Here is a 19,829-nt window from a genome sequence, read left to right on the forward strand (position 1 = left end):
CGCCTGTCTGGCGCAGGCACCCCTCATGCGCAAGTGCGGACTTGAAGCGGACGTGAGCGGGTGGTAGCGGCGGCCCATGTCGATAGACCTTCAGACCGTAAAGAAGATTGCCAGCCTTTCGCGCATTTCGGTGACCGAAGCCGAAGCCGAAGCGATGGTGCCTGAACTCAACAACATCCTTGGCTGGGTGGAGCAATTGGGCGAGGTGGATGTGACCGGCGTAGAGCCGATGACCGCCGTCATCCCCAACCATCTGCGCCTGCGTGAGGATGCCGTGACCGACGGCAATGTTCGCGACAAGGTGCTGGCGAATGCCCCTCAAGCCGAACATGGCTTCTTCGCTGTGCCAAAAGTCATTGAATAACATCTGTTATTCCGTTCGCCCTGCGCTTGTCGAAGGGCTCTACTTCTCTTCAAGAAAGGACTGGGCTTCGAAAGGCTCAGTCCGACCGGGGAAAGAGTTTGACTGATCTTACCGATCTTACAGTAGCCGAAATCCGCGACGGTTTCCGCGTCGGCGACTTCTCCGCGCGCGAAGTGGCCGAGGCGTTCAACGCCAATGTCGCTGCGGCCAAGGCACTAAATGCCTTCATCGTGGAAACGCCGGAAAAGGCGCTGGCATCCGCCGATGCCGCCGACAAGGCAAAGGCTGCGGGCGAAGCGCTCAAGCCGCTGTCGGGCGTGCCGATCGGCATGAAGGACCTGTTCTGCACCGAAGGCGTGCAGACGACCGCCGCCAGCCACATGCTGGAAGGGTTCAAGCCGACCTATGAATCCACCGTCTCCCAAAAGCTGTGGGATGCGGGCGCGGGGATGCTGGGCAAGCTCAACCTCGACCAGTTCGCCATGGGCTCATCCAACGAGACCAGCTATTTCGGCAATGTGATCTCGCCCTGGCGGCGGGGCGGTGGCGACAACGCCGCGCTGGCGCCGGGTGGCTCCTCGGGCGGTTCTTCGGCGGCGATCTCCGCCCGGCTCTGCCCGGCGGCGACCGGCACCGATACCGGCGGTTCCATCCGCCAGCCTGCCGCCTTCACCGGCATCAGCGGTATCAAGCCGACCTATGGCCGTTGTTCGCGCTGGGGCATCGTGGCCTTCGCAAGCTCGCTGGATCAGGCCGGGCCGATGGCGCGGACGGTGCGCGACAATGCGATCCTGCTGGAAACGATGGCGGGCTTCGATCCCAAGGATTCGACCTCGCTTGATCTGGCCGTGCCGCAGTGGGAAGCCAACCTCACAAGCAGTCTCAAGGGCAAGAAGGTCGGCATCCCCAAGGAATATCGCCCCGATGGCCTGAACGCGGAAATCTCCGCCATGTGGGATCGGGGCATCGATTGGTTGAAGGACGCAGGCGCCGAGGTCGTGGAGGTATCGCTTCCCCACACCAAATATGCGCTGCCAACCTATTATATTATCGCCCCTGCCGAGGCTTCCTCGAACCTCGCCCGCTATGATGGCGTGCGTTACGGCCAACGCGACCTTCCCGACGGAGCGGGCCTCCAGGACATGTATGCCGCCACGCGCGCCTTGGGCTTCGGGCCAGAGGTCAAGCGCCGCATCATGATCGGCACCTATGTGCTGTCTGCGGGCTTCTACGACGCCTATTATACGCAGGCGCAGAAGGTGCGGGCGCTGATCGCGCGCGACTTCGATCAGGCTTTCGAAAAGTGCGACCTACTGCTGACGCCGACCGCGCCGAGTGCGTCGTTTGCGTTGGGAGAGAAGCAGGCCGATCCGCTGGCCATGTATCTGAACGACGTCTTCACCGTGCCTGCCTCGCTCGCTGGCTTGCCCGCCATGGCGGTGCCGGGCGGACTGGACTCGCAGGGGTTGCCGCTGGGACTCCAGATCATCGGCAAGGCGCTGGATGAGCAGACCGTGCTGAACGCAGGCTTGGCGATCGAAGAGCGCGCGGGCTTCACTGCGCGGCCGGAGAAGTGGTGGTAATCAGTCCCGTCATGCCAGCGCAGGCTGGCATCTCAGGCGAGGTTGAACAACATACGAGAAAGACCCAGCTTCCGCTGGGATGACGGTGTAAAAGATGACCGAGACAGCATACCGCATTCAGGGCGCAACCGGCGAGTGGGAGGTCGTGATCGGCCTGGAAGTCCATGCGCAGGTGACGAGCCATGCGAAGCTCTTTTCCGGCGCCGCGACAGCGTTCGGTGCGGAACCGAACACGCAGGTGTCGCTGGTTGACGCGGCCATGCCCGGCATGTTGCCGGTGCTCAACCGGGAGTGCATCCGTCAGGCGGTGCGCACCGGCATGGCTATCAATGCAAAGATCAACAAATGGTCGCGCTTCGACCGCAAGAATTATTTCTACGCCGATTTGCCGCAGGGCTATCAGATCAGCCAGCTCTACCACCCGCTGGTCGGCGAAGGCGAGATCGAGATCAATCTCGATGAGAAGAACCCAGACGCCGCGACCAAGCGGATCGGGATCGAACGTATCCATGTCGAACAGGATGCGGGCAAGCTGATGCACGATCAGCACCCGACGCGCTCCTATGTCGACCTCAACCGCTCGGGCGTCGCTCTGATGGAGATCGTGTCGAAGCCCGACATGCGCTCACCGGCCGAGGCTGGCGCCTATCTGTCGAAGCTCCGCACGATCCTTCGTTATGTTGGCTCGTGCGATGGCAATATGGATCAGGGTTCGATGCGCGCCGACGTCAACGTGTCGGTGCGCAAGCCCGGCCATGAGTTCGGCACGCGAACCGAAACGAAGAACGTCAACTCCGTCCGCTTCGTCATGGCGGTGGTGGAATATGAGGCCAGCCGTCAGGTCGATGTGCTGGAAGCGGGCGGCAAGGTCGTTCAGGAAACGCGCCTCTACGATCCGGACAAGAATGAAACGCGGTCCATGCGGTCCAAGGAAGATGCGCACGACTATCGCTACTTCCCCGATCCGGACCTTCTGCCGCTGGAACTGGAAGACGCCTTTCTGGAGGAATGCCGCCAGTCGTTGCCCGAACTGCCGGACGCCAAGCGCCGCCGGTATGAGGAGCAGCTGGGTCTTTCGGCCTACAATGCCGCCACGCTGACCGCCGACGCCGACACGGCGCGCTGGTTCGAAGCGCTGCTGGCCGAAGCCGCGCGCATTCAGAAGAAGAGCGAGGGCGAGGTCGCCAAGGCGTCGGCCAACTGGCTGCTGTCCGAACTGTACGGCGCTCTCAACCGCCTCGGGAAAAGCCTTGAGGACAGTCCGGTCGGCCCCGAAGAGGGCGCGGAACTGCTCGCGCTCGTCGCCGATGGCACGATCAGCGGCACCATCGCCAAGCAAGTGTTCGAGATCATGCTCGAAACCGGCGATCGCGCGCCGAAGATCGTCGAGGAAAAGGGCCTGAAGCAGACCAGCGACACGGGCGCGATAGAAGCTGCGGTGGCCAAGGTCCTTGCCGACAATGGCGACAAGGTTGAACAATATAAGGCGGGTAAGGAAGCCTTGTTCGGCTTCTTCGTCGGCCAGACAATGAAAGCCATGCAGGGCAAGGCCAATCCCCAGGTCGTCAACGACCTCGTCCGCAAGGCGCTTGCCTAAATCGAAGCCCGCTGTCTAAACGCCCTGAATGGAAAGGGGAAGCGGGGGCGCTTCCGTCCACAGGGGGTGAGACATGAAGCTACGCGGACTGATCGCGGGACTTGCGCTATTGGCGGCCTGCGCGCCGCTGAGCGTGCAGGCCGAAACGCTGACCAATGACATGGTCGTGTCGCTCGTTCAGGCGGGTTTGGGCGATGATGCCGTGATCGCCAAGATCAGGGCGTCCGCCGGTCATTACGCTCTGTCGACCGACGATCTGATCGCCCTGAAAAAGCGGGGCGTTTCTGGCCCGGTCATAGCAGCCATGATCCAATCCGGCGCTGAAGGCGCGGTTTCGTCCAAGGCTGTTTTCTCCGCTGACTCGCCTGACCCACTGGTCCCGCACCCATCCGGCGTGTATCTGGCAACCGACGCGCGCATGGTGCGGATCGATCCCACGACGTCGAACCAGAGCAAGACCGGCGGCATATTGGGCTACGCCTTTACGGGCGGCATCGCTTCGCTCAGTATCAAGGCAGTCATCCCGAACATCACCGCGCGGGTCCGCACCGGCCGAACGCGCCCGGCATTCTATTTCTACTTCGACGAGGCGACGCGCGGCCTTTCCCAGTCCGGCGGCTCATTGTGGCTGTCGGGTCCGGCAAGCGCCATCACCTCTCCCAATGAATTCAGCCTCATCCGCTTCGAAGTGAAGAAGGATCGTCGCGAAACACGCGTGGGCAGCATGAACCTGGCGGGCGCGAAGGCAGGGGTGATGGACAAGGACCGCATCCCCTTCGATTATGAGCAGGTGACGCCGGGAGTGTTCAAGGTCACCCCGTCATCGGACCTGGCCGCTGGCGAATATGGCTTCCTTTATTCGGTAAGCGCGGTCGCTGGCCCCGGCATGTGGGGCAACGGCACAGGCTCGGCACGGATTTTCGATTTCGCCGTCCACCCGTGAACGAATGGGACGCCGCCTGAGGAGCAAGCGGCGTCCCGTCCATAAGGCTGTCCCGGGGGACGAGACGGCCTCATGGCAGGTCTGGCGGGCAAAGGAGGGGTGGCGCCCGCCAGCGTTCATTGGCATGACGTCACCATAGGATCTTTGCCGTAACCGCTGGCGTCAAAAAGCGAAGTCCATTCCAATCCTTAGCGTTCGCGGACGCATCGGCGTCACATAATCGCCGCGCAGATTAAATGGCGTGCCCAGCGAAAAGCGATTGCCGCGGCTGTCCAGCAGATTGCTGAGCGACAGCGAGAATTGCAGCTGCCCACGCGAAACGCTCGCGCTCATCGCCGTATCGACATAATCACCCTGGCCGCGCCCAAGGACAGGGCCAACGCCCAGCCGAGACTTGCCGACATATCTGGCGGACCCGTTCAGGTGCAGGGTCATGTCACCACTCAACCGGGCTCGATAATCGATCGCGATCCGGGCGCCGAGGTTGGCGACATTGGGCAAAGTCATGGATTTGTCTGCGGCCACCAGCGCCCGGACATAGGGTGCGGCCCTTTTGAGCCGACTGTCATTATATATAAAACTGCCATCGATGCTCAACGTCGGGAGCGGCCGTACAACGATGCGGCCTTCGACGGTAAAGATGCGCCCGTCACCGATATTGGCCGTGGCTGGCAGGCCGATCCTGTCGATCACATCCGCCTGAATATCGCGCCAGTCCGTATAGGCGAAATTCCCGCTGATCGCGACCAGATCGCCGGAAACGCCCTTGCGAAAGCCGACCTCCAGCGTCGATGCCCGGTCGTTACTGAACCGCATCACATGCTGGTCGTCCACCGCCAGCGCGCCCGGCCGAAATCCCTGCTGGTAGCGGGCATAGAGCGTCAGGCCCGGAATCGCATCGCTCAGCAGGGAAATGGACGGCAGAAAGATCGTCTCATGCCGCTTCGCCTCCGCTTCTGCCCGCGCGATCTCGTCACTGGCCAGCAGGGCGACGGGATCGACTGCCTCGCCTGACAGGCTGCTGTTCGTCAACCGACCGCCCAGTGTGGCGACCAGCCCGACCACGGGTTCAAAAGACGTTTCGCCAAATATCGTCGCTTCCCGGATGCGATTGCGCACCCCCGTCGCGACTGCCGGAGTGCCGCTGCCGTAGAGCGGGACGCCGGGGATGATCTCATCCTCCACGAAGCCGGAGCCGAAGGAAGCCAGCGACCGGCTCAGCCGCGATATGCTTTCCAGATAAGAGAGGCCGACAATCCACCCGAGACCATTTTCCCTGTCGCGAGTCAGGCGGTTCTCTGTCGAAAAGATGGAAACCCGATTATGCTGGGTGAACAGCGCAGGCGGCGTGGAGGGCTGCGTCGCGTCATAGCTTTCGGTCAGACTGTTTCGGACATAGCCGGTCGACGACACGAAACGCAGGTCATCCCATTGCCTCTCGAAACGCACGTTGCCGAGCGCATAGTCGGAGGACGAGGGTTGGGCCAAGCTCGACCTCCGGTCGAGGGGACCCGCCGTCCGATCCGCATATTGCGCATCATCCCCGTTGATCCGCTGGTAGAGGCCCGTGAGATCAATCACCCAATCCTCATTGGGCGCATAACGCAGTGCGGCGCGGCCACCATATATATCCGTCCGATTGACGTCATTGCGTCGGCGCTGGAGGTCATCGATATAGCCGCCCTCCCGAACGCCGTAGCCGACAAGGCGCAGCGCCAGCCGTTCCGGAATGACCGGAACGTTCAACATCGCGGAAACATCCCCACCCGGATCGCCATGCTGGGTGATGCTGAAGCCGGTGGACAGCTGCCCGCCGATCCGTGCCAGATTGGGCGGATTGGGCACCAGACGGATGATCCCGCCCAGCGACCCCGCACCGTACAGCGTGCCCTGCGGCCCTTCCAGCACTTCGACGCCCTGCATGTCATAGAGGCGCAGGTCGGGATCAGGCGCCGCATAGTTGAGGCGCATGTCGCCAAGATATTGCCCTGTCGTCGCCTGCGTCGGACCAGCGATGGCAGAATCGGCGATCGCGCGCAGGAACAGCTTGTTACGGCCCGGACCCGCATGGGTGGAACTCAGGCTGGCGACACGGCTCAGCAGAGTTGCGGTGCCAGCCGCGGCTTCTGCGCTGGTGAGCGAGGCATAGTCCAGGGCTTCCACGACGCCGGGATAGCGGGGCAACGGGACGTCGCGCTTGGAGGCTGTGACGACGATCTCGGCGGACGGCGGCGGCTCGGGAATTGCTGACCTGGCGCGGGCGGCAACGGCCGGCGCAGGCGTCACAGGCGCGCGGACGATGCGCCATGTGCTGGCGTTTATCCGCTCGGCACGAGCATTGGTCCCGCGCAGGAGTCGGCGCAGGGCCGTCTCAACCGACAAACGGCCTTCGATCGCAGGCGTGGCAAGCCCTGCGAGCGACTGGTCCGACATGCCGATAGAGGCGCCCGTCTGACGGCCAAGCACGACGACAGCTTCGCCCAGCCGGGACGGGGCGAGGCTGATCATCTGCCTGTCCGCAGCGTTTGCCGGGGATGTGGCTGCAACGGCTACGGCAGTGACGATAAGGATGTCAGCGGATCGAGCCATCCTTTTCCTTCAGCAGCCATCCGTCACCTTGTCGCACGGCCGAAAGACCCATGAGCGGAGCGGCGGCTGCGAAAAAGCGCGGCAAGTTCCGGTCCAGCCGGATCGTGCCCGTAAACCGCGTGCCGCCTGCCGCAGGCGTCGTGTCCAGCTTCACTCCCAGCGATCGTGCGATATCCGCGCTGATCTGCGCCACCGGCATATTATCGTAACTCAGCCGCCCCTCGCGCCAGCTTGCCACGCTGTCGGGCGCGATGGTCATAAGGCGGACGCCGGTTGCGTCGCTGGACAACCCTCGGCCTGCGGGCAGGGCGATCGCCTGCCCTTGCGGATCGAAGATCACCTTGCCCTCCGCAACGCCGATCCGTGTCGCATTGCCGCTATGGACGATGTTGAAGATGGTGCCCGCATCCTCGAACACGGCTTTGCCCACGGTTACCCGGAATGGATCACCGCTGTCGTGGTGGACGGTAAAGGCGGCCTCGCCGCCATCGAGCGCGGCGAAGCGATCATTCTCATGATCGAGGCGCAACGTCGATCCACCGTTCAGGTCTATGCGCGTGCCGTCGTCCAGGACGATGTTGCGCACCTCACCCGGACGGGTGGTTACGGTATAGATGTCGCTCCTCGTCCAGTTGCCGATGGAGACGGCCGCCACGATTGCTGCGGCTATCGCGCCTCCTGCAATCCAGCGTCCGGGCCGCGATCTGGGCGGCCCCGGATCATTTGCGGCGGCAGGCGTGGCTTCGGGGGCTGCCGCCATGATCGCACCCAGTCCGGCATCAGCCACCATCACGGCGTCATAGGCCGTTGCATGCGCCGGATCAGCCTCCAGCCAGACGGTGAAGGCGTCCCATTCGACAAAATCGGGATCGCGCGTTCGGATGACCCATCCGAGCGCCTCCTCGTGAAGCATGGCATTCGCCCCGGTCATATATTGCCCCTTACCGGGCGAGACGCCGCCGCGCAGGTCATTCCGTATCCAGCTTCTGCTTGAGGACGGTCAACGCGCGGTAAGCCTTCTGTAAATCCTTTTCCACAGTCGTCAGGCTGACCCCCAGTTCCTCGGCGATCCCCCGCTGTCCGACGCCTTCGATCCGAAATCGACGAAACACCAGTTCGACGCGTGGCCCCAGGTCGCGCAGCACCTCCTGCGCGTTCTCCACGATCTCGGCCAGGATCAGCCGCTCATCAACGGCCATGTCCTCGCCCGGATCGGCCATGAGGCCGCCAGCGCTCTCCGCCCAATCCTGCTCCCGCTTTCCCCGGCGCGTGCTGGAACGATAACGGTCCAGCATCAGATTGTTGGCCGCGCGATACAGATAGGGCAGGGGGTCAGCGACTGGACCAACATCCCTCGCTTCCAGCTTCATCCACATGTCCTGCATCAGATCCTCTGCATCGTCCCCCGCGCCACGCGCGCGCAGGAAGCGCAGCAGCGCGCCCCGGTTCGCCAGAAATATCGCAGATAGGCCGCTGGCCATGCCGTTGTGGGTCCAGTGCAGGTGAGGCCGCCCGAAATAGATGGCTCCACAGGTCTTTGGCAATGGACAAGCGAATAGTCGCCGCCGGGATTGTTCTCAAAGCGCCACTGCTCTAGCGCAAATCGGGTGAGTGACCGGAGGCGGGATGCAGGCGACCACGCAGGTTGACGTAAGGGCAGCGACGGCGACGGGCATGAATCCGGAGAAACTGGAGCTGCTCGCCACATCGCTGCACGAAAAATATGTAGCGACCGGCAAGCTGCCTCATTTGCGCCTGCTTGTCTCGCGCGACGAGCGCTTTCTGCTGTCGCATGTCAGTGGCGTCGCACGCGCCAGCCAGGAAGTGCTTGAGAAAGACTCGCTGTTCCGGATTGCATCCATGACGAAGCCGGTCACGTCGGTCGCTTTCATGATGCTGGTCGAACAGGGGCTGGTCTCGCTGGACGATCCCGTGACGGATGTCCTGCCGGAATTTGCCAGTCTCTTCGTGGGATTGGATCGGACGCCCTTAAAGCAGCCGATGCGAATGATCGATCTGCTCCGCCATACGTCTGGGCTGACCTACGGCCTCCAGCGGCAGACGATGATCGACGCCGAATATCGTCGGCTCGGGCTTGACGAGTTTCAGCAGAAGCGCAGTTCCGACGAGTTCATCGCGGCATTGTCCCAACTGCCTCTGGAATTTTCTCCCGGTGAGCGCTGGAATTACTCGGTCGCGACCGACGTTCTGGGCGTGGTGGTCGAACGGCTGAGCGGCCTTGATCTGGACAGCTTCTTCACTCAGCGCATCTTCCGTCCACTCGGGATGACCGACACGTTTTTCGAGCTGCCCGGCGACAAGGTAGAGCGGATGACCGACGCATGGCAGCTGCGTCCCGACGGCGGCCTGTCGCTCTACGATCGTGGCGCGCGCAGCGGTTGGCGGCGAAGTTTGAAGCTGCGCTCCGGCGGAGGCGGTCTCATATCGACCGCGGACGACTATCACCGCTTTGCCCGGATGCTGTTGCGGGGCGGTGAGCTGGACGGCACGCGCTTGCTCAAACCGCAGACCGTTGCGGCCATGCACGCAAATCACCTTCCAGGCGGGGGCGATCTTGCCCGCCATTCCTTGTCCTTGTTCAGCGAGGCGGATTATGTGGGGGTAGGCTTCGGGCTGGGCTTGGCCACTGACCTTGCGACCGGAGAATATTTTTGGGGAGGCCTGTTCTCCACCTTCTTCTTCATCGACCCCATGGAAAAAATCATCGGGCTGCTGATGACGCAGCATCTGCCGTCGAACAACTATCCGATCCGCCGGGAACTGCGCGATGGCGTGCGGGCAGCGATTGCGACAAGCAAGGCCTGAGCCGATGAGATCCGCTTCATCTCGCATCCACTCAAACCGAAATTTGCGCCTTCATGCATTCCCGCTATGCTAGGCAGCGGGGGATGAAATGCACAGAATGAGGCACGAGATTGACCGTCAAGGGTAAGCCGATGCTGAAGGATGTAGGTGATCGTCCGCAAACCTATTCCAGCCCCGCCATCATCGAACGGCGCAAGCGCATTCTGCAAGAAACGCGAAAAGTAATCGCTGAACAGGGCATCGCCGCCTTCAGCATGAACGAGATTGGGCACCGCGCGGGCGTTGCCAAGCGAACACTCTATAATGCGTTCCAGACCCGAGAACGGATGATCGCGGCGGCGATCCAGGAATATTTCGACGAATATGTGAGCAATCTCTCCTATGTCAGCGAACCTGGCACGATGGAGCATAATATCGAACGCATGATTTCCGTCCTTCAACGCAACGCAAAACTGCGGAATTACGTTAAGGCGGTCATGTCCCTCTATTTCAGCTCCGATGTCGACCACGATATCTGGACCGCCATCCACGCGCCCGCCGTCCATCATAATCGCAGCTGGATCGCAGCGCTTGAAGCGAAGAAGCAGCTTCAGCCATGGGTCGATGTCGATAAGCTTGTCGATGATCTGGTGCGGTTCGAATTCGCGACGATCAACGAATGGGCGCAGGGCCGCATCGCTGACGATGAAGTCGTCGTCCGGCTTGTTAGCAGCTATCTGGGCTGCCTTTCGGGCGCGCTGAAAGGCAACGCCCGCAAGGATGTAGAGACGCTTCTTAAGGACATCGCTGAACGCGGCGAGGATGCGATCCCTGTGCCCCATAGCGCAAAGGCGATAGCAGCTTAAACTTCTGCTTCCGGTTCACGGGGCAGAGACAACGACTTTCAGCCAAACCATCCCCACGCTACTGGACCGTGGAACTGCCAGCTTTGCCCAAGGATGGGACGACAAAAAGATCAAATGGCGCCCAAAACCGCGCCGCGAATATTGGAGAGTATGTCTGATGCAAAATGAACAACTGGCGACGATCGCCGTGCTGGGCGGAACCGGCAAGGAAGGCGGCGGGCTCGCGATGCGCTGGGCGCACAAGGGGCACAGGGTCATCATCGGCAGTCGCACGGCCGAACGAGCAATGGAAGCCGCCGCGCAGATGAACGAGGTGCTTGGCGACAACCGCGTCACCGGCGCCCCCAATACAGAGGCTGCCGCGCAGGGCGAGATCGTCGTTCTAGCCGTCCCCTACGCCGCACAGCAGTCCACCGTGCAAGAGGTCGCAACGGCCTTGGCAGGCAAGATCCTCATCGACGTCACCGTCCCCCTAATGCCGCCCAAGGTGAGCCGCGTACAGCTTCCCAATGGCGGATCGGCGGTGGAGGCTGTGCAAAAGATGCTGGGCGAGGGCGTTCGCGTCGTGTCCGCCTTCCAGAATATCAGCGCCCATCATCTCACCAAGCTGGACGAAGATGTGGAATGCGACGTTCTGGTTTGCGCTGACGACCCTGCCGCCGCTGATCAGGTAGTGGCGCTGGCGCAGGAAATCGGCCTACGCGCCTGGAACGCGGGGCCGCTCTGCAACTCCGTCGTGGCGGAAGGGCTGACCTCCGTCCTCATCGCGCTCAACCGCAAATATAAAGTACCGGGCTCCGGCATCCGGATCACAGGCGTCTAAGGAGAAAGCGCGGCTCGCCATGTCAAACCGACGATGGCGAAGTATGGTGAGCCCTGCTGGATTCGAACCAGCGACCTACTGATTAAAAGTCAGTTGCTCTACCGACTGAGCTAAGGGCCCTCTCATGCGAGGTCCGCACGCACTAGAGGCCGTTATGCGACTGGTCAACCTCTAGGACGCAGCAAAACTTGTGCTTTTCGCAACCTTGCCCGCAGCTGCCGGATGGACAGGCCGGAAACGGGATCGCGCCAGCCGGGTGCGATCGCGCAAAGCGGTGACAGCACGAAATCGCGCGCCCGAAATGCCGGGTGCGGAATGTCCAGCGTCCTGCTTTCCCAGCGCCCGCCGGACCACAGGATGATGTCGATATCGATGCTGCGCGCCCCCCATCGGCGATGGCGGCGCCTGCCAAGTCCCGCTTCAATCATCTTGAGCGCGCTCAACATTGCCTTCGGTGGCAAGTGGCTCTCGATCAACAAGGCGCTGTTCGCATATTCCCGCAACGAAGGCCCGACCGGTGATGACGTCAATGTCGGCGCCATCGCAAGCACCCGGCCAACCCGCCGCAAGCGGGCCGCAGCTTCCTGCACCAGCACCTTCGGCGTCCGCTTCCCCGAAAGCGGCCGGTTCGACCCTAGTGCAAGCGCGTAAAGATGAAGAGTGCTTGTCTTGACCATCGCACTGCGCCTAACCGCTACGCATGACGCTGCAAAGCCCCATAGCTCATGCGGAAGCTCCGCTCGATTGTCCGCTCTGCCCGCGCCTCGTCGCTTTGCGCGAGGAATGCCGGACCCAGCATCCAGACTGGTGGAACGCTCCTGTGCCTGCCTTCGGCGATCCGCTCGGCCGCATCGTCATCGTCGGCCTGGCTCCCGGCAAGCAGGGAGCCAATCGGACCGGCCGGGCCTTTACGGGAGATTTCGCCGGCAATCTTCTCTTCGCGACGCTGCTGAATGTCGGCCTAGCCCAGGGCACCTATGAGGCTCGGCCCGATGATCAGCTCGTCCTGAACGACGCCATCATCCTCAATGTCGTGAAATGCCTCCCGCCGCAGAATAAGCCCGTACCGCAGGAAGCGCATAATTGCCGCATATTCCTGAAGTCCGCCGTGGAAGCACTGCCCAACGCACGGATATTCATCGCGCTTGGCGAAATCGCGCATCAATCGGTCGTGAAGGTGTTAGGCGGCAAGCTCCCAAAGGCCCGCTTCGCCCATATGGCGGAACATCGCATGCCCAGCGGCAAGATCGTCATCGACAGCTATCACTGTTCCCAAAGAAACATAATGACTGGCCGCCTGACGAATGAGATGTTTGCGGCCGTTTTCGAAAGGGCGGTGACGCTGCTCTGACGCGGGCCGCTCAGCTTATCAGATAATCGAGATAAGCACCTTCCGGCGGCCCATCCAACGCGGCCATCATTGGCCCGAACAGCCCCTTGTCCAGCATCGGCCCCGCCGCCTTGTGCGCTTCGACATCAGCCCAGCGCTCGATAAAAACAAAGCGCCGCTCATTCCCCAGGTCGCGCAGCATCTCGACACCCTCGCAACCGGGAAGCGGGCGGACGGCGTCGGCAAGTGCGCGAAGGGCGCTTTCCAGCGCGGCGTCCGATCCCTCTCGGGCGTGCATCACATAATGGCGTGCTACCGTCATGGCGTCATTCTCCCAATCAGATGTCTTGTGCGATCCGGGAATAAAGCTCCGGCCGCCGGTCGCGGAAGAACCCCATGCCTGCCCGATGCTTGCGCGCCTGGGCCAGATCGATCGTGGCGACCAGAGCGCCATTGTCCTTGGCATCGGCTTCCGCCGCGAAATCGCCCCACTCATCGCTGATGAAGCTGTGGCCGTAGAATTTCTGGCCTTCCTCGTCGCCAATCCGGTTCGCCGCGATGACCGGCATGCAATTGCTGACGGCATGGCCGATCATCGCCCGACGCCACATGCGGCTAGTGTCCAGATCCGCATCATAGGGTTCAGATCCGATCGCGGTAGGGTAGAAGAGCAGCTCGGCCCCCATCAGCGCCATGACCCGCGCCGCCTCCGGATACCATTGGTCCCAGCAGATGCCGACGCCGATCGTGCCGTAGCGCGTCTCCCACACCTTGAATCCGCTATTGCCGGGACGGAAATAATATTTTTCCTCATAACCCGGCCCGTCCGGAATGTGGCTCTTGCGATAGACGCCCATGATCTCGCCTTCATCATCGATCATCGCGAGAGAATTATAATGATGCTGGCCGTCGCGTTCGAAAAAGCTGGTGGGAATATAGACGCGCTCCGCCTTTGCCACCTTGCGCATCTCGGCCACGGCGGGATGTTCGCCGATCGGCTTGGCATTGGCGAACAGGGCCTCATCCTCGACCTTGCAGAAATAATGCCCTTCGAACAGCTCGGGCGGCAGGACGATCTTCGCGCCCCGTGCCGCTGCCTTCACCACATGGTCCGACACCATGGCGACATTGTCATCCAGATCCTCTGAAAAGGCGAGCTGAAGGGCGGCAACGGTGACTTTGGTCATATCCTCGGTGGTCCTAGAGGCGAATGCCCAATCGGGCGGTGATGGCGACGGTTGCGAGATAGAGAAGGATCGTCATTGCGCAACCGGCGATCAATGCTGGGGGAAAGAAAATGCCCCGCCGCAGCAGCGCGGGGAGATAGCGCCGGGATACGACAGAAACGATGGCGATGATGACGCCCGACAAAAGCGCGCGTATCGCCAGCGTCCCGCTCATCATGCCGACGGCATCTGCTGGCTGCAACAATGGAAACTGCCGCCGCCCGACAGGATGGCGTCGCTGCGGAGCCCGATGATCTCGCGATCGGGGAAGAACGGCTTGATCGCGTCCAGCGCCGCCTGATCATTGGGCTTGCCATAGACGGGCACGATGACGGCAGCGTTGCCGATATAGAAATTCATGTAACTGGCGGGGATCACTTCACCATCCACCAGCACGCGGCCGGGGGAGGGGATGGACGCCACCTCGACGCCGAACGCCTTGGCGCGGGCGCGGGCATCGGCGTAGATGGCGGCGTTGGGATCATCATCCGTGCTTGCTTCGGGCAGCGCCAGCACCCCCGGAGCAACGAAGCGCGCCAGATTATCGACATGGCCGTCCGTATGATCGTTCAGCAACCCGTCGCCCAGCCACAGCATGTCGGACAGCCCCAGCGATCCCGCCAGCAGCGTTTCGATCTTGCCCCGATCCAGGTCCGGATTGCGATTGGGATTGAGCAGGCATTGCTCAGTCGTCACGAACAGGCCGGTGCCATCCGTGTCGACGGCGCCGCCTTCGAATATCCAATGCTGCGAAGATGTCGCCAACCCGGTGGTCGCGGCGAGACGCGCACCGATATCTTCATCGCCCGGCATCTGATATTTGCCACCCCAGCCATTGAAGCCGAAATCGACCAGAGCCCGCTCGCCCCCGCGCATCACCGCGATCGGCGCCGTGTCCCGCAGCCATACGTCGCCCAGCTTTTGGACGACGATCGTCACATCCGGTCCAGCCAGCGATCGCGCCACTGCCGCGTCGCCCTCATTGGCGCAGACCAGCCGCACCTCTTCACCCCTGCCATCGGCATGAAGCGCCCTGGCAAAAGCAGCTATCTGCACCCGCGCATCTGCGAACGCGTCCGGCCATTCCTCCGGATAAGTGGGAAAGCCGATCCAGGTCCATTCATGCGGCGCCCATTCGGCAGGCATACGGAATGTCATCGGCTTTCTCCTGCTGAGATGGCGTTGTCCCCTGCGCTCTACAGGATTGCGGTCAGTGTGACAGCGCCAAATTCAACGGCGTCAGCCCATTATCTGCGCCGCCCACTGGTCGAGCAACTTGAATCCAAGGGCTACCTCGAAACTCAATCCTGCATATGTATCCTGACGCCAACGGACCATGGCATCCCGCTTGCCCAGCCCTTCGACGATGACCTGCACCTTCATGTTTTCCCGAAGCCCTGCCTCGTCGAGGACCTTGATCCCGAACAGCGAAATGTCCTGCATCATACAGGAATGCGTGCCGGTGATAGCGGATACGGTAATAGGCATGACGATGTTCAGCCGAACGGCTTCCCGTTCGCTGCGACCCTGCCTCTGTTCCGCGATGATGGTCGAAATGGCGATATGCTCTTCGAACAGCAAAGACACATGATCGCCCATGTTCATGCCGACGACAGCCGAAACGGAAAAACCGTTTCGCAGCCCCAGCGTGACGCTCTCGCCCGCCGTCATCGGCAGGCTCGTGCGCACGAGTGCTTCACGCGGTGACAGCGAATGGACGACGCACAGGCATTCCTTGTGCGCCGTCACCAACTTGCCGACATGCAAGATTGTGACTGACTTGTTGACTTCCACGACCCATCCCCATTTTTTTATCGTTACGTATCCGATTCTTCGGACATTGTGGTCATAGGGATCAAGTTTCCGTAAGGGAAATAATTAACCGGCTGGCCTTGTTGGATAATTGGGCAGCGCGCAGCTTGATGTTCTGCATCGGATCGGATGAAAAATAGCGTGTCGGTCGCGCTTAATGATGCTGATTGCTGGCTCGACTTTTGTCCCGGATCGCGCGGAATTCGTCCCCTGCCATCCAGTTCGGCCACTCGGTGGTGTTCGCCAGTGCCCTGCCGACCTCGTAGTAAAGTTTGAGGTCAGCCTTCACGCCGCTCCAGTCCCATTTTGGATCATATTCGTCCTTTGGGCTGTGGTAACGATGTTCCTCATAATCTTTCGCCGCAGCGGCGCCCGCTTCAATCCCGCCCTTCGCCAGGTCTTGCCCCCCTTCGAAATAGAGCATCGGGACACCATGTTTGGCAAAACTGAAATGGTCAGACCGATAGTAGAATCCCTTTTCGGGGGTGGGCTCCAGGCTGGCTACACGCTTCTGCGCGGCCAGGGCACGATCCAGATAGGCGTCCAATTGCGATTTGCCCTTGCCGATCACCACGACGTTTTTCGCCAGCCCTGCCATGCTGAGCGCGTCCATGTTGACGCCGCCCACTGTCTGCCTGAGCGGAAAGACGGGGTGGTTCCCATAATAGGCTGATCCCAGAAGCCCGGACTCCTCCGCAGTCACCGCCAGGAACACCTGACTACGCGCGCTCGGCCCTGCTTTCACATTCGCCTCCGCCAGCGCGACCAGCGCTGCCGTCCCGGTCGCATTGTCGATGGCGCCGTTGCAGATGTCGTCGCCATCGGGTGCGGCCTCGCAGCGACCAAGATGGTCCCAATGCGCCGCATAGAGCACATATTCATCAGGCCGGGTCTTGCCGGGCAGCAGGGCCACGAGATTCTTGGACATGTGCTTGCGGATGGCATTGTCAAAGGAGACGCTCGCCTTGATGCCCTTCAGCGGCACCGCCTTGAACCCGCGCTTCTTCGCCGCCGCGCTCAATCTATTCAGATTAAGGCCTGCGCTCGCCATCAGCGCCGCAGCCTTGTCCTTCTGCATCCACCCGATAGCCGCCGATTGCTTCGCGTTGCCGTCCGCGCTGTCCGCGACATGCTGCGCCCCGGTCCAGCTCGATTGAACGACGTTCCAGCCATAGGCGGCGGGCATAGTGTCATGGACGATGATCGCGGCCGCCGCGCCCTGCCGCGCAGCCTCTTCGAACTTGTAGGTCCAACGACCATAATAGGTCATGGCGCGGCCCTTGAACGGCCCACTAAGAGTAGGGTTCTGATAATCGGGATCGTTGACCAGAATGATGACCGTCTTGCCCCGGACGTTCACCCCGGCATAGTCGTTCCACTTCTTTTCAGGCGCTTTGATGCCATAGCCGACGAATACGACCGGGCTATCCTGGACCTCGATATGCGGCGCAGCCGTGCGGTAGGTGGCGATCACCATCTGCGATCCATAATCGGCCGAAACCGGCCCCTTGCCGCCAATGAAACGCAGCGGCGAAACATTCTTCGCCGCGATCTCCACGAGCGGGACATCCTGGAACCAGCTGCCCTTGTTGCCCGGCTTCAGCCCGATCGCCTCGAACCGCCGCACCAAATAGGAAAGCGTCTTCTCCTCACCCGCAGTCCCCGGCGCCCGCCCCTCATAGGCGTCCGATGAAATTTCTTTCACCACCTCCTTCATGGTTTCGATCGACGGGCTTACGTCCGACGGCCCAGCCGCCGCGGCACTGCCAGCAACTAGGGCCATCAGCGAAATTGAAATAAACGAACGCATCGCAACAGCCTTGAAAAGGGAAGGGCGCAGCATTTCTGCCAGCAGCCCTCACACGGTACAAGGCTTGTTGAACAAACAAAAAAGGCGGCCCCGAAGGACCGCCTTTCCGTAAATCATGACCCTGACTGATCAGCGCGAATAGAATTCGACGACCAGATTCGGTTCCATCTTCACCGGGTAGGGCACTTCGTCCAGCGACGGGACGCGGACATAGGTGACCTTGGCAGCGCCATCGGGCGACACATAGTCAGGGATGTCGCGCTCGGGCAGGCTCTGTGCTTCCAGAACCAGCGCCATTTCCTGTGCCTTCTTGCCCAGGGTGATTTCGTCGCCCGGCTTAACCAGACGGCTTGCGATGTTGCACTTCACGCCGTTCACATAGACGTGACCGTGCGAAACCAGCTGACGCGCCGACCAGATGGTGGGCGTGAACTTGGCGCGATAGACGACCGCGTCTAGGCGGCGCTCCAGCAGACCGATCAGGTTCTGGCCGGTGTCGCCCTTCATGCGGGCGGCTTCGGTGTAGTTCTTCTTGAACTGCTTTTCGGTGATGTCGCCGTAATAGCCCTTCAGCTTCTGCTTCGCCTTGAGCTGGATGCCATAGTCGGACATCTTGCCCTTGCGGCGCTGACCGTGCTGGCCGGGACCATATTCACGCTTGTTGACCGGGCTCTTCGGGCGACCCCAGATGTTCTCGCCCATGCGGCGGTCGAGTTTATACTTGGCGCTGGAACGCTTCGACATGATAATTCCTTACAATCGCTAACAACGTTTGTTCACCCTCCTGATCCGAAAACCGGTTCCCACTTTTCGGGGAGGGTGAAAGTTATTCCCGGTACTCGCCTGCTTGCCATAAAGGGGCAGGGCCGCCGCTTCACCGGGGTGCGGGGCCAATCACGAAGGCGCGCCTATGAAGAAGGCAAAGTGGCATGTCAACCCTCGACAGCTGCCCTCGGCGCGCCTAGTCAGCGTCGCCATGGACCCCGAAAACTACACCAGCATGGCGCAAGTCCGGACCGGCGTGGATGAAATCGACCGTCAGCTCGTTGCGCTGCTCGCTCGACGCTTCGCCCACATGCGCGCGGCCGCCCGTATCAAGCCGGAAAGAAGCGCCGTACGCGACGAAGCGCGAAAGGCGGAGGTGATCGACAATGTTCGCGCTGAAGCTGATCGTCTAGGCATTCCCGCTGACATTATAGCTGCTTTGTGGGACCAGTTGGTTGAAGCTTCGATCGCCTATGAAATGAAGGAATTCGATCGCCTCAAAGCCTAGCGCGATCGCGGATTGCTCAGGGCGGAAAGTACGCCGCGCAGTGTCCGCACCTCCAGATGGTTCCAGCCGGGCTTCGTCAGCAGGTTCCGCAACGTCCGCTTGGTCGCGGGTGCCCGATCGGGCGGGAAGAAATAGCCCGCACCTTCCAGCAAAGTTTCGAACTGGTTTATCATCCCTTCCAGTTCCACCTGTGGCGCCGGTTCGCCAAGGTCGACGACCGTCGGCTGTTCCAACTGGGCCTGTTTCGACCATTCATAGGCGCACAGGATGACCGCCTGCGCCAGGTTCAATGATCCGAATTCAGGGTTGATCGGCACAGTCAGAATCTTGCGGGCGAGCGCCACATCCTCCGTTTCAAGCCCTGATCGCTCCGGCCCGAAAACATAGGCCGCCCTTCCCGCAGCCTCGTGAATTTCGCGTGCCGCTTCTTCCGGCGTCACCACCGGCTTGGTCACGCCCCGCTTGCGCACCGTGGTCGCATAAACGTGCGAACAGTCCGCGACAGCGTCGGCAAGGCTTTCAAAAACCTCCGCCTTGTCGAGCACGACATCGGCTCCAGCCGCCGACGGGCCAGCATCAGGATTGGGCCACCCATCACGCGGGCTGACCAGTCGCATCTCGGTAAGCCCGAAATTCAGCATGGCCCGCGCGGCCTTGCCAATATTCTCACCGAGTTGCGGGCGCACGAGGACGATGACGGGGCGGGGTGCTGAAGGCTCTGACATTATCCCGTTTGCTCTGAAAAGTGGCCGAGCTTATTGCAGCTCGTTATCGAAGGTTTTTTGCGAAGTGACGAATGGGGAATTGG

21 protein-coding genes and 1 tRNA gene are annotated in these 19,829 nt (G+C 61.5%); 9 read left to right on the forward strand and 13 right to left on the reverse strand.

Annotated features, from left to right (window positions below; genetic code table 11):
- Positions 1-76 precede the first annotated feature (76 nt).
- The 4 genes from gatC to ACZ5TH_RS04425 all read left to right on the forward strand — a co-directional run bounded on the left by gatC (position 77) and on the right by ACZ5TH_RS04425 (position 4,487).
- Positions 77-364 carry an Asp-tRNA(Asn)/Glu-tRNA(Gln) amidotransferase subunit GatC gene (gene gatC / locus ACZ5TH_RS04410; RefSeq protein WP_464772272.1) on the forward strand — a complete coding sequence of 96 codons (288 nt, stop codon included), beginning with the start codon at positions 77-79 and terminating at the stop codon, positions 362-364.
- A 98-nt stretch (positions 365-462) separates the two neighbouring features.
- On the forward strand, positions 463-1,947 hold the full coding sequence (gene gatA / locus ACZ5TH_RS04415) for an Asp-tRNA(Asn)/Glu-tRNA(Gln) amidotransferase subunit GatA (protein WP_464794749.1): 1,485 nt from the start codon (positions 463-465) through the stop codon (positions 1,945-1,947).
- A 94-nt stretch (positions 1,948-2,041) separates the two neighbouring features.
- Entirely contained in the window at positions 2,042-3,544 is a 1,503-nt protein-coding gene (gene gatB / locus ACZ5TH_RS04420) for an Asp-tRNA(Asn)/Glu-tRNA(Gln) amidotransferase subunit GatB (protein ID WP_464794750.1), read from the forward strand.
- Positions 3,545-3,617: 73 nt separating this feature from the next.
- Complete coding sequence (locus ACZ5TH_RS04425) at positions 3,618-4,487, forward strand: hypothetical protein (protein ID WP_464794751.1); 870 nt, start codon at positions 3,618-3,620, stop codon at positions 4,485-4,487.
- Positions 4,488-4,649: 162 nt separating this feature from the next.
- Here the strand turns inward: ACZ5TH_RS04425 and ACZ5TH_RS04430 are convergent, their stop codons facing one another.
- Genes ACZ5TH_RS04430 through ACZ5TH_RS04440 form a run of 3 tightly spaced genes read right to left on the reverse strand, consistent with a single transcriptional unit; the run spans position 4,650 to position 8,557 of the window.
- Positions 4,650-7,076, reverse strand: a complete 2,427-nt coding sequence (locus ACZ5TH_RS04430) for a TonB-dependent receptor (RefSeq protein ID WP_464794752.1) — start codon at positions 7,074-7,076, stop codon at positions 4,650-4,652.
- Positions 7,060-7,989, reverse strand: coding sequence for a FecR family protein (locus ACZ5TH_RS04435; RefSeq protein ID WP_464795054.1), 930 nt, complete (start codon positions 7,987-7,989; stop codon positions 7,060-7,062). Before ACZ5TH_RS04435 ends, ACZ5TH_RS04430 begins: the two co-directional genes overlap by 17 nt.
- Before the next feature lie 55 nt (positions 7,990-8,044).
- Positions 8,045-8,557: an RNA polymerase sigma factor gene (locus ACZ5TH_RS04440; RefSeq protein WP_464795055.1), complete on the reverse strand. Its 513-nt coding sequence runs from the start codon at positions 8,555-8,557 to the stop codon at positions 8,045-8,047.
- Positions 8,558-8,702: 145 nt separating this feature from the next.
- Between ACZ5TH_RS04440 and ACZ5TH_RS04445 the strand changes: the two genes are divergently transcribed.
- The 3 genes from ACZ5TH_RS04445 to npdG all read left to right on the forward strand — a co-directional run bounded on the left by ACZ5TH_RS04445 (position 8,703) and on the right by npdG (position 11,570).
- Positions 8,703-9,902: a serine hydrolase domain-containing protein gene (locus ACZ5TH_RS04445; protein ID WP_464794753.1), complete on the forward strand. Its 1,200-nt coding sequence runs from the start codon at positions 8,703-8,705 to the stop codon at positions 9,900-9,902.
- A 110-nt stretch (positions 9,903-10,012) separates the two neighbouring features.
- Positions 10,013-10,747, forward strand: a complete 735-nt coding sequence (locus tag ACZ5TH_RS04450; RefSeq protein ID WP_464794754.1) for a TetR/AcrR family transcriptional regulator — start codon at positions 10,013-10,015, stop codon at positions 10,745-10,747.
- A 157-nt stretch (positions 10,748-10,904) separates the two neighbouring features.
- Positions 10,905-11,570 (forward strand): NADPH-dependent F420 reductase, encoded by a 666-nt coding sequence (npdG, locus tag ACZ5TH_RS04455; protein WP_464794755.1) that lies wholly within the window; start codon positions 10,905-10,907, stop codon positions 11,568-11,570.
- Positions 11,571-11,614: 44 nt separating this feature from the next.
- Here npdG and ACZ5TH_RS04460 read toward each other — a convergent pair.
- Positions 11,615-11,690 (reverse strand) — tRNA-Lys (locus ACZ5TH_RS04460).
- Between the two features lie 44 nt (positions 11,691-11,734).
- Complete coding sequence (gene folK, locus ACZ5TH_RS04465) at positions 11,735-12,247, reverse strand: 2-amino-4-hydroxy-6-hydroxymethyldihydropteridine diphosphokinase (protein WP_464794756.1); 513 nt, start codon at positions 12,245-12,247, stop codon at positions 11,735-11,737.
- A gap of 23 nt (positions 12,248-12,270) precedes the next feature.
- Here folK and ACZ5TH_RS04470 point away from each other — a divergent pair, with 23 nt between their 5' ends.
- Positions 12,271-12,921 (forward strand): uracil-DNA glycosylase, encoded by a 651-nt coding sequence (locus ACZ5TH_RS04470; protein WP_464794757.1) that lies wholly within the window; start codon positions 12,271-12,273, stop codon positions 12,919-12,921.
- 10 nt (positions 12,922-12,931) lie between these two features.
- Here ACZ5TH_RS04470 and ACZ5TH_RS04475 read toward each other — a convergent pair whose 3' ends face one another.
- From ACZ5TH_RS04475 to rpsD, 7 genes are all read right to left on the reverse strand, one after another.
- Positions 12,932-13,222 carry a putative quinol monooxygenase gene (locus ACZ5TH_RS04475; RefSeq protein WP_464794758.1) on the reverse strand — a complete coding sequence of 97 codons (291 nt, stop codon included), beginning with the start codon at positions 13,220-13,222 and terminating at the stop codon, positions 12,932-12,934.
- Positions 13,223-13,238: 16 nt separating this feature from the next.
- Positions 13,239-14,087, reverse strand: a complete 849-nt coding sequence (aguB, locus tag ACZ5TH_RS04480; RefSeq protein WP_464794759.1) for an N-carbamoylputrescine amidase — start codon at positions 14,085-14,087, stop codon at positions 13,239-13,241.
- A 13-nt stretch (positions 14,088-14,100) separates the two neighbouring features.
- The gene (locus ACZ5TH_RS04485) at positions 14,101-14,301 is read right to left on the reverse strand and encodes a hypothetical protein (protein ID WP_464794760.1); all 201 of its coding nucleotides are present in this window, start codon (positions 14,299-14,301) and stop codon (positions 14,101-14,103) included.
- Positions 14,301-15,284 carry an agmatine deiminase family protein gene (locus ACZ5TH_RS04490; protein WP_464794761.1) on the reverse strand — a complete coding sequence of 328 codons (984 nt, stop codon included), beginning with the start codon at positions 15,282-15,284 and terminating at the stop codon, positions 14,301-14,303. The genes ACZ5TH_RS04485 and ACZ5TH_RS04490 overlap by 1 nt, the downstream gene beginning before the upstream one ends.
- An 81-nt stretch (positions 15,285-15,365) precedes the next feature.
- Complete coding sequence (locus ACZ5TH_RS04495; RefSeq protein ID WP_460988021.1) at positions 15,366-15,920, reverse strand: PilZ domain-containing protein; 555 nt, start codon at positions 15,918-15,920, stop codon at positions 15,366-15,368.
- Between the two features lie 172 nt (positions 15,921-16,092).
- Positions 16,093-17,748, reverse strand: coding sequence for a M28 family peptidase (locus tag ACZ5TH_RS04500; protein ID WP_464794762.1), 1,656 nt, complete (start codon positions 17,746-17,748; stop codon positions 16,093-16,095).
- 129 nt (positions 17,749-17,877) lie between these two features.
- Entirely contained in the window at positions 17,878-18,492 is a 615-nt protein-coding gene (gene rpsD, locus ACZ5TH_RS04505; RefSeq protein WP_449472226.1) for a 30S ribosomal protein S4, read from the reverse strand.
- 232 nt (positions 18,493-18,724) lie between these two features.
- Between rpsD and ACZ5TH_RS04510 the strand changes: the two genes are divergently transcribed.
- Positions 18,725-19,021 (forward strand): chorismate mutase, encoded by a 297-nt coding sequence (locus ACZ5TH_RS04510; protein WP_464795056.1) that lies wholly within the window; start codon positions 18,725-18,727, stop codon positions 19,019-19,021.
- On the opposite strand, the gene ACZ5TH_RS04515 is transcribed toward ACZ5TH_RS04510, so the two are convergent.
- Positions 19,018-19,746 (reverse strand): RNA methyltransferase, encoded by a 729-nt coding sequence (locus tag ACZ5TH_RS04515; protein ID WP_464794763.1) that lies wholly within the window; start codon positions 19,744-19,746, stop codon positions 19,018-19,020. The two genes, ACZ5TH_RS04510 and ACZ5TH_RS04515, sit on opposite strands and share 4 nt — an antisense overlap.
- Positions 19,747-19,829: the final 83 nt, after the last annotated feature.

It is taken from the genome of Sphingobium sp. TomTYG73 (assembly GCF_055394245.1).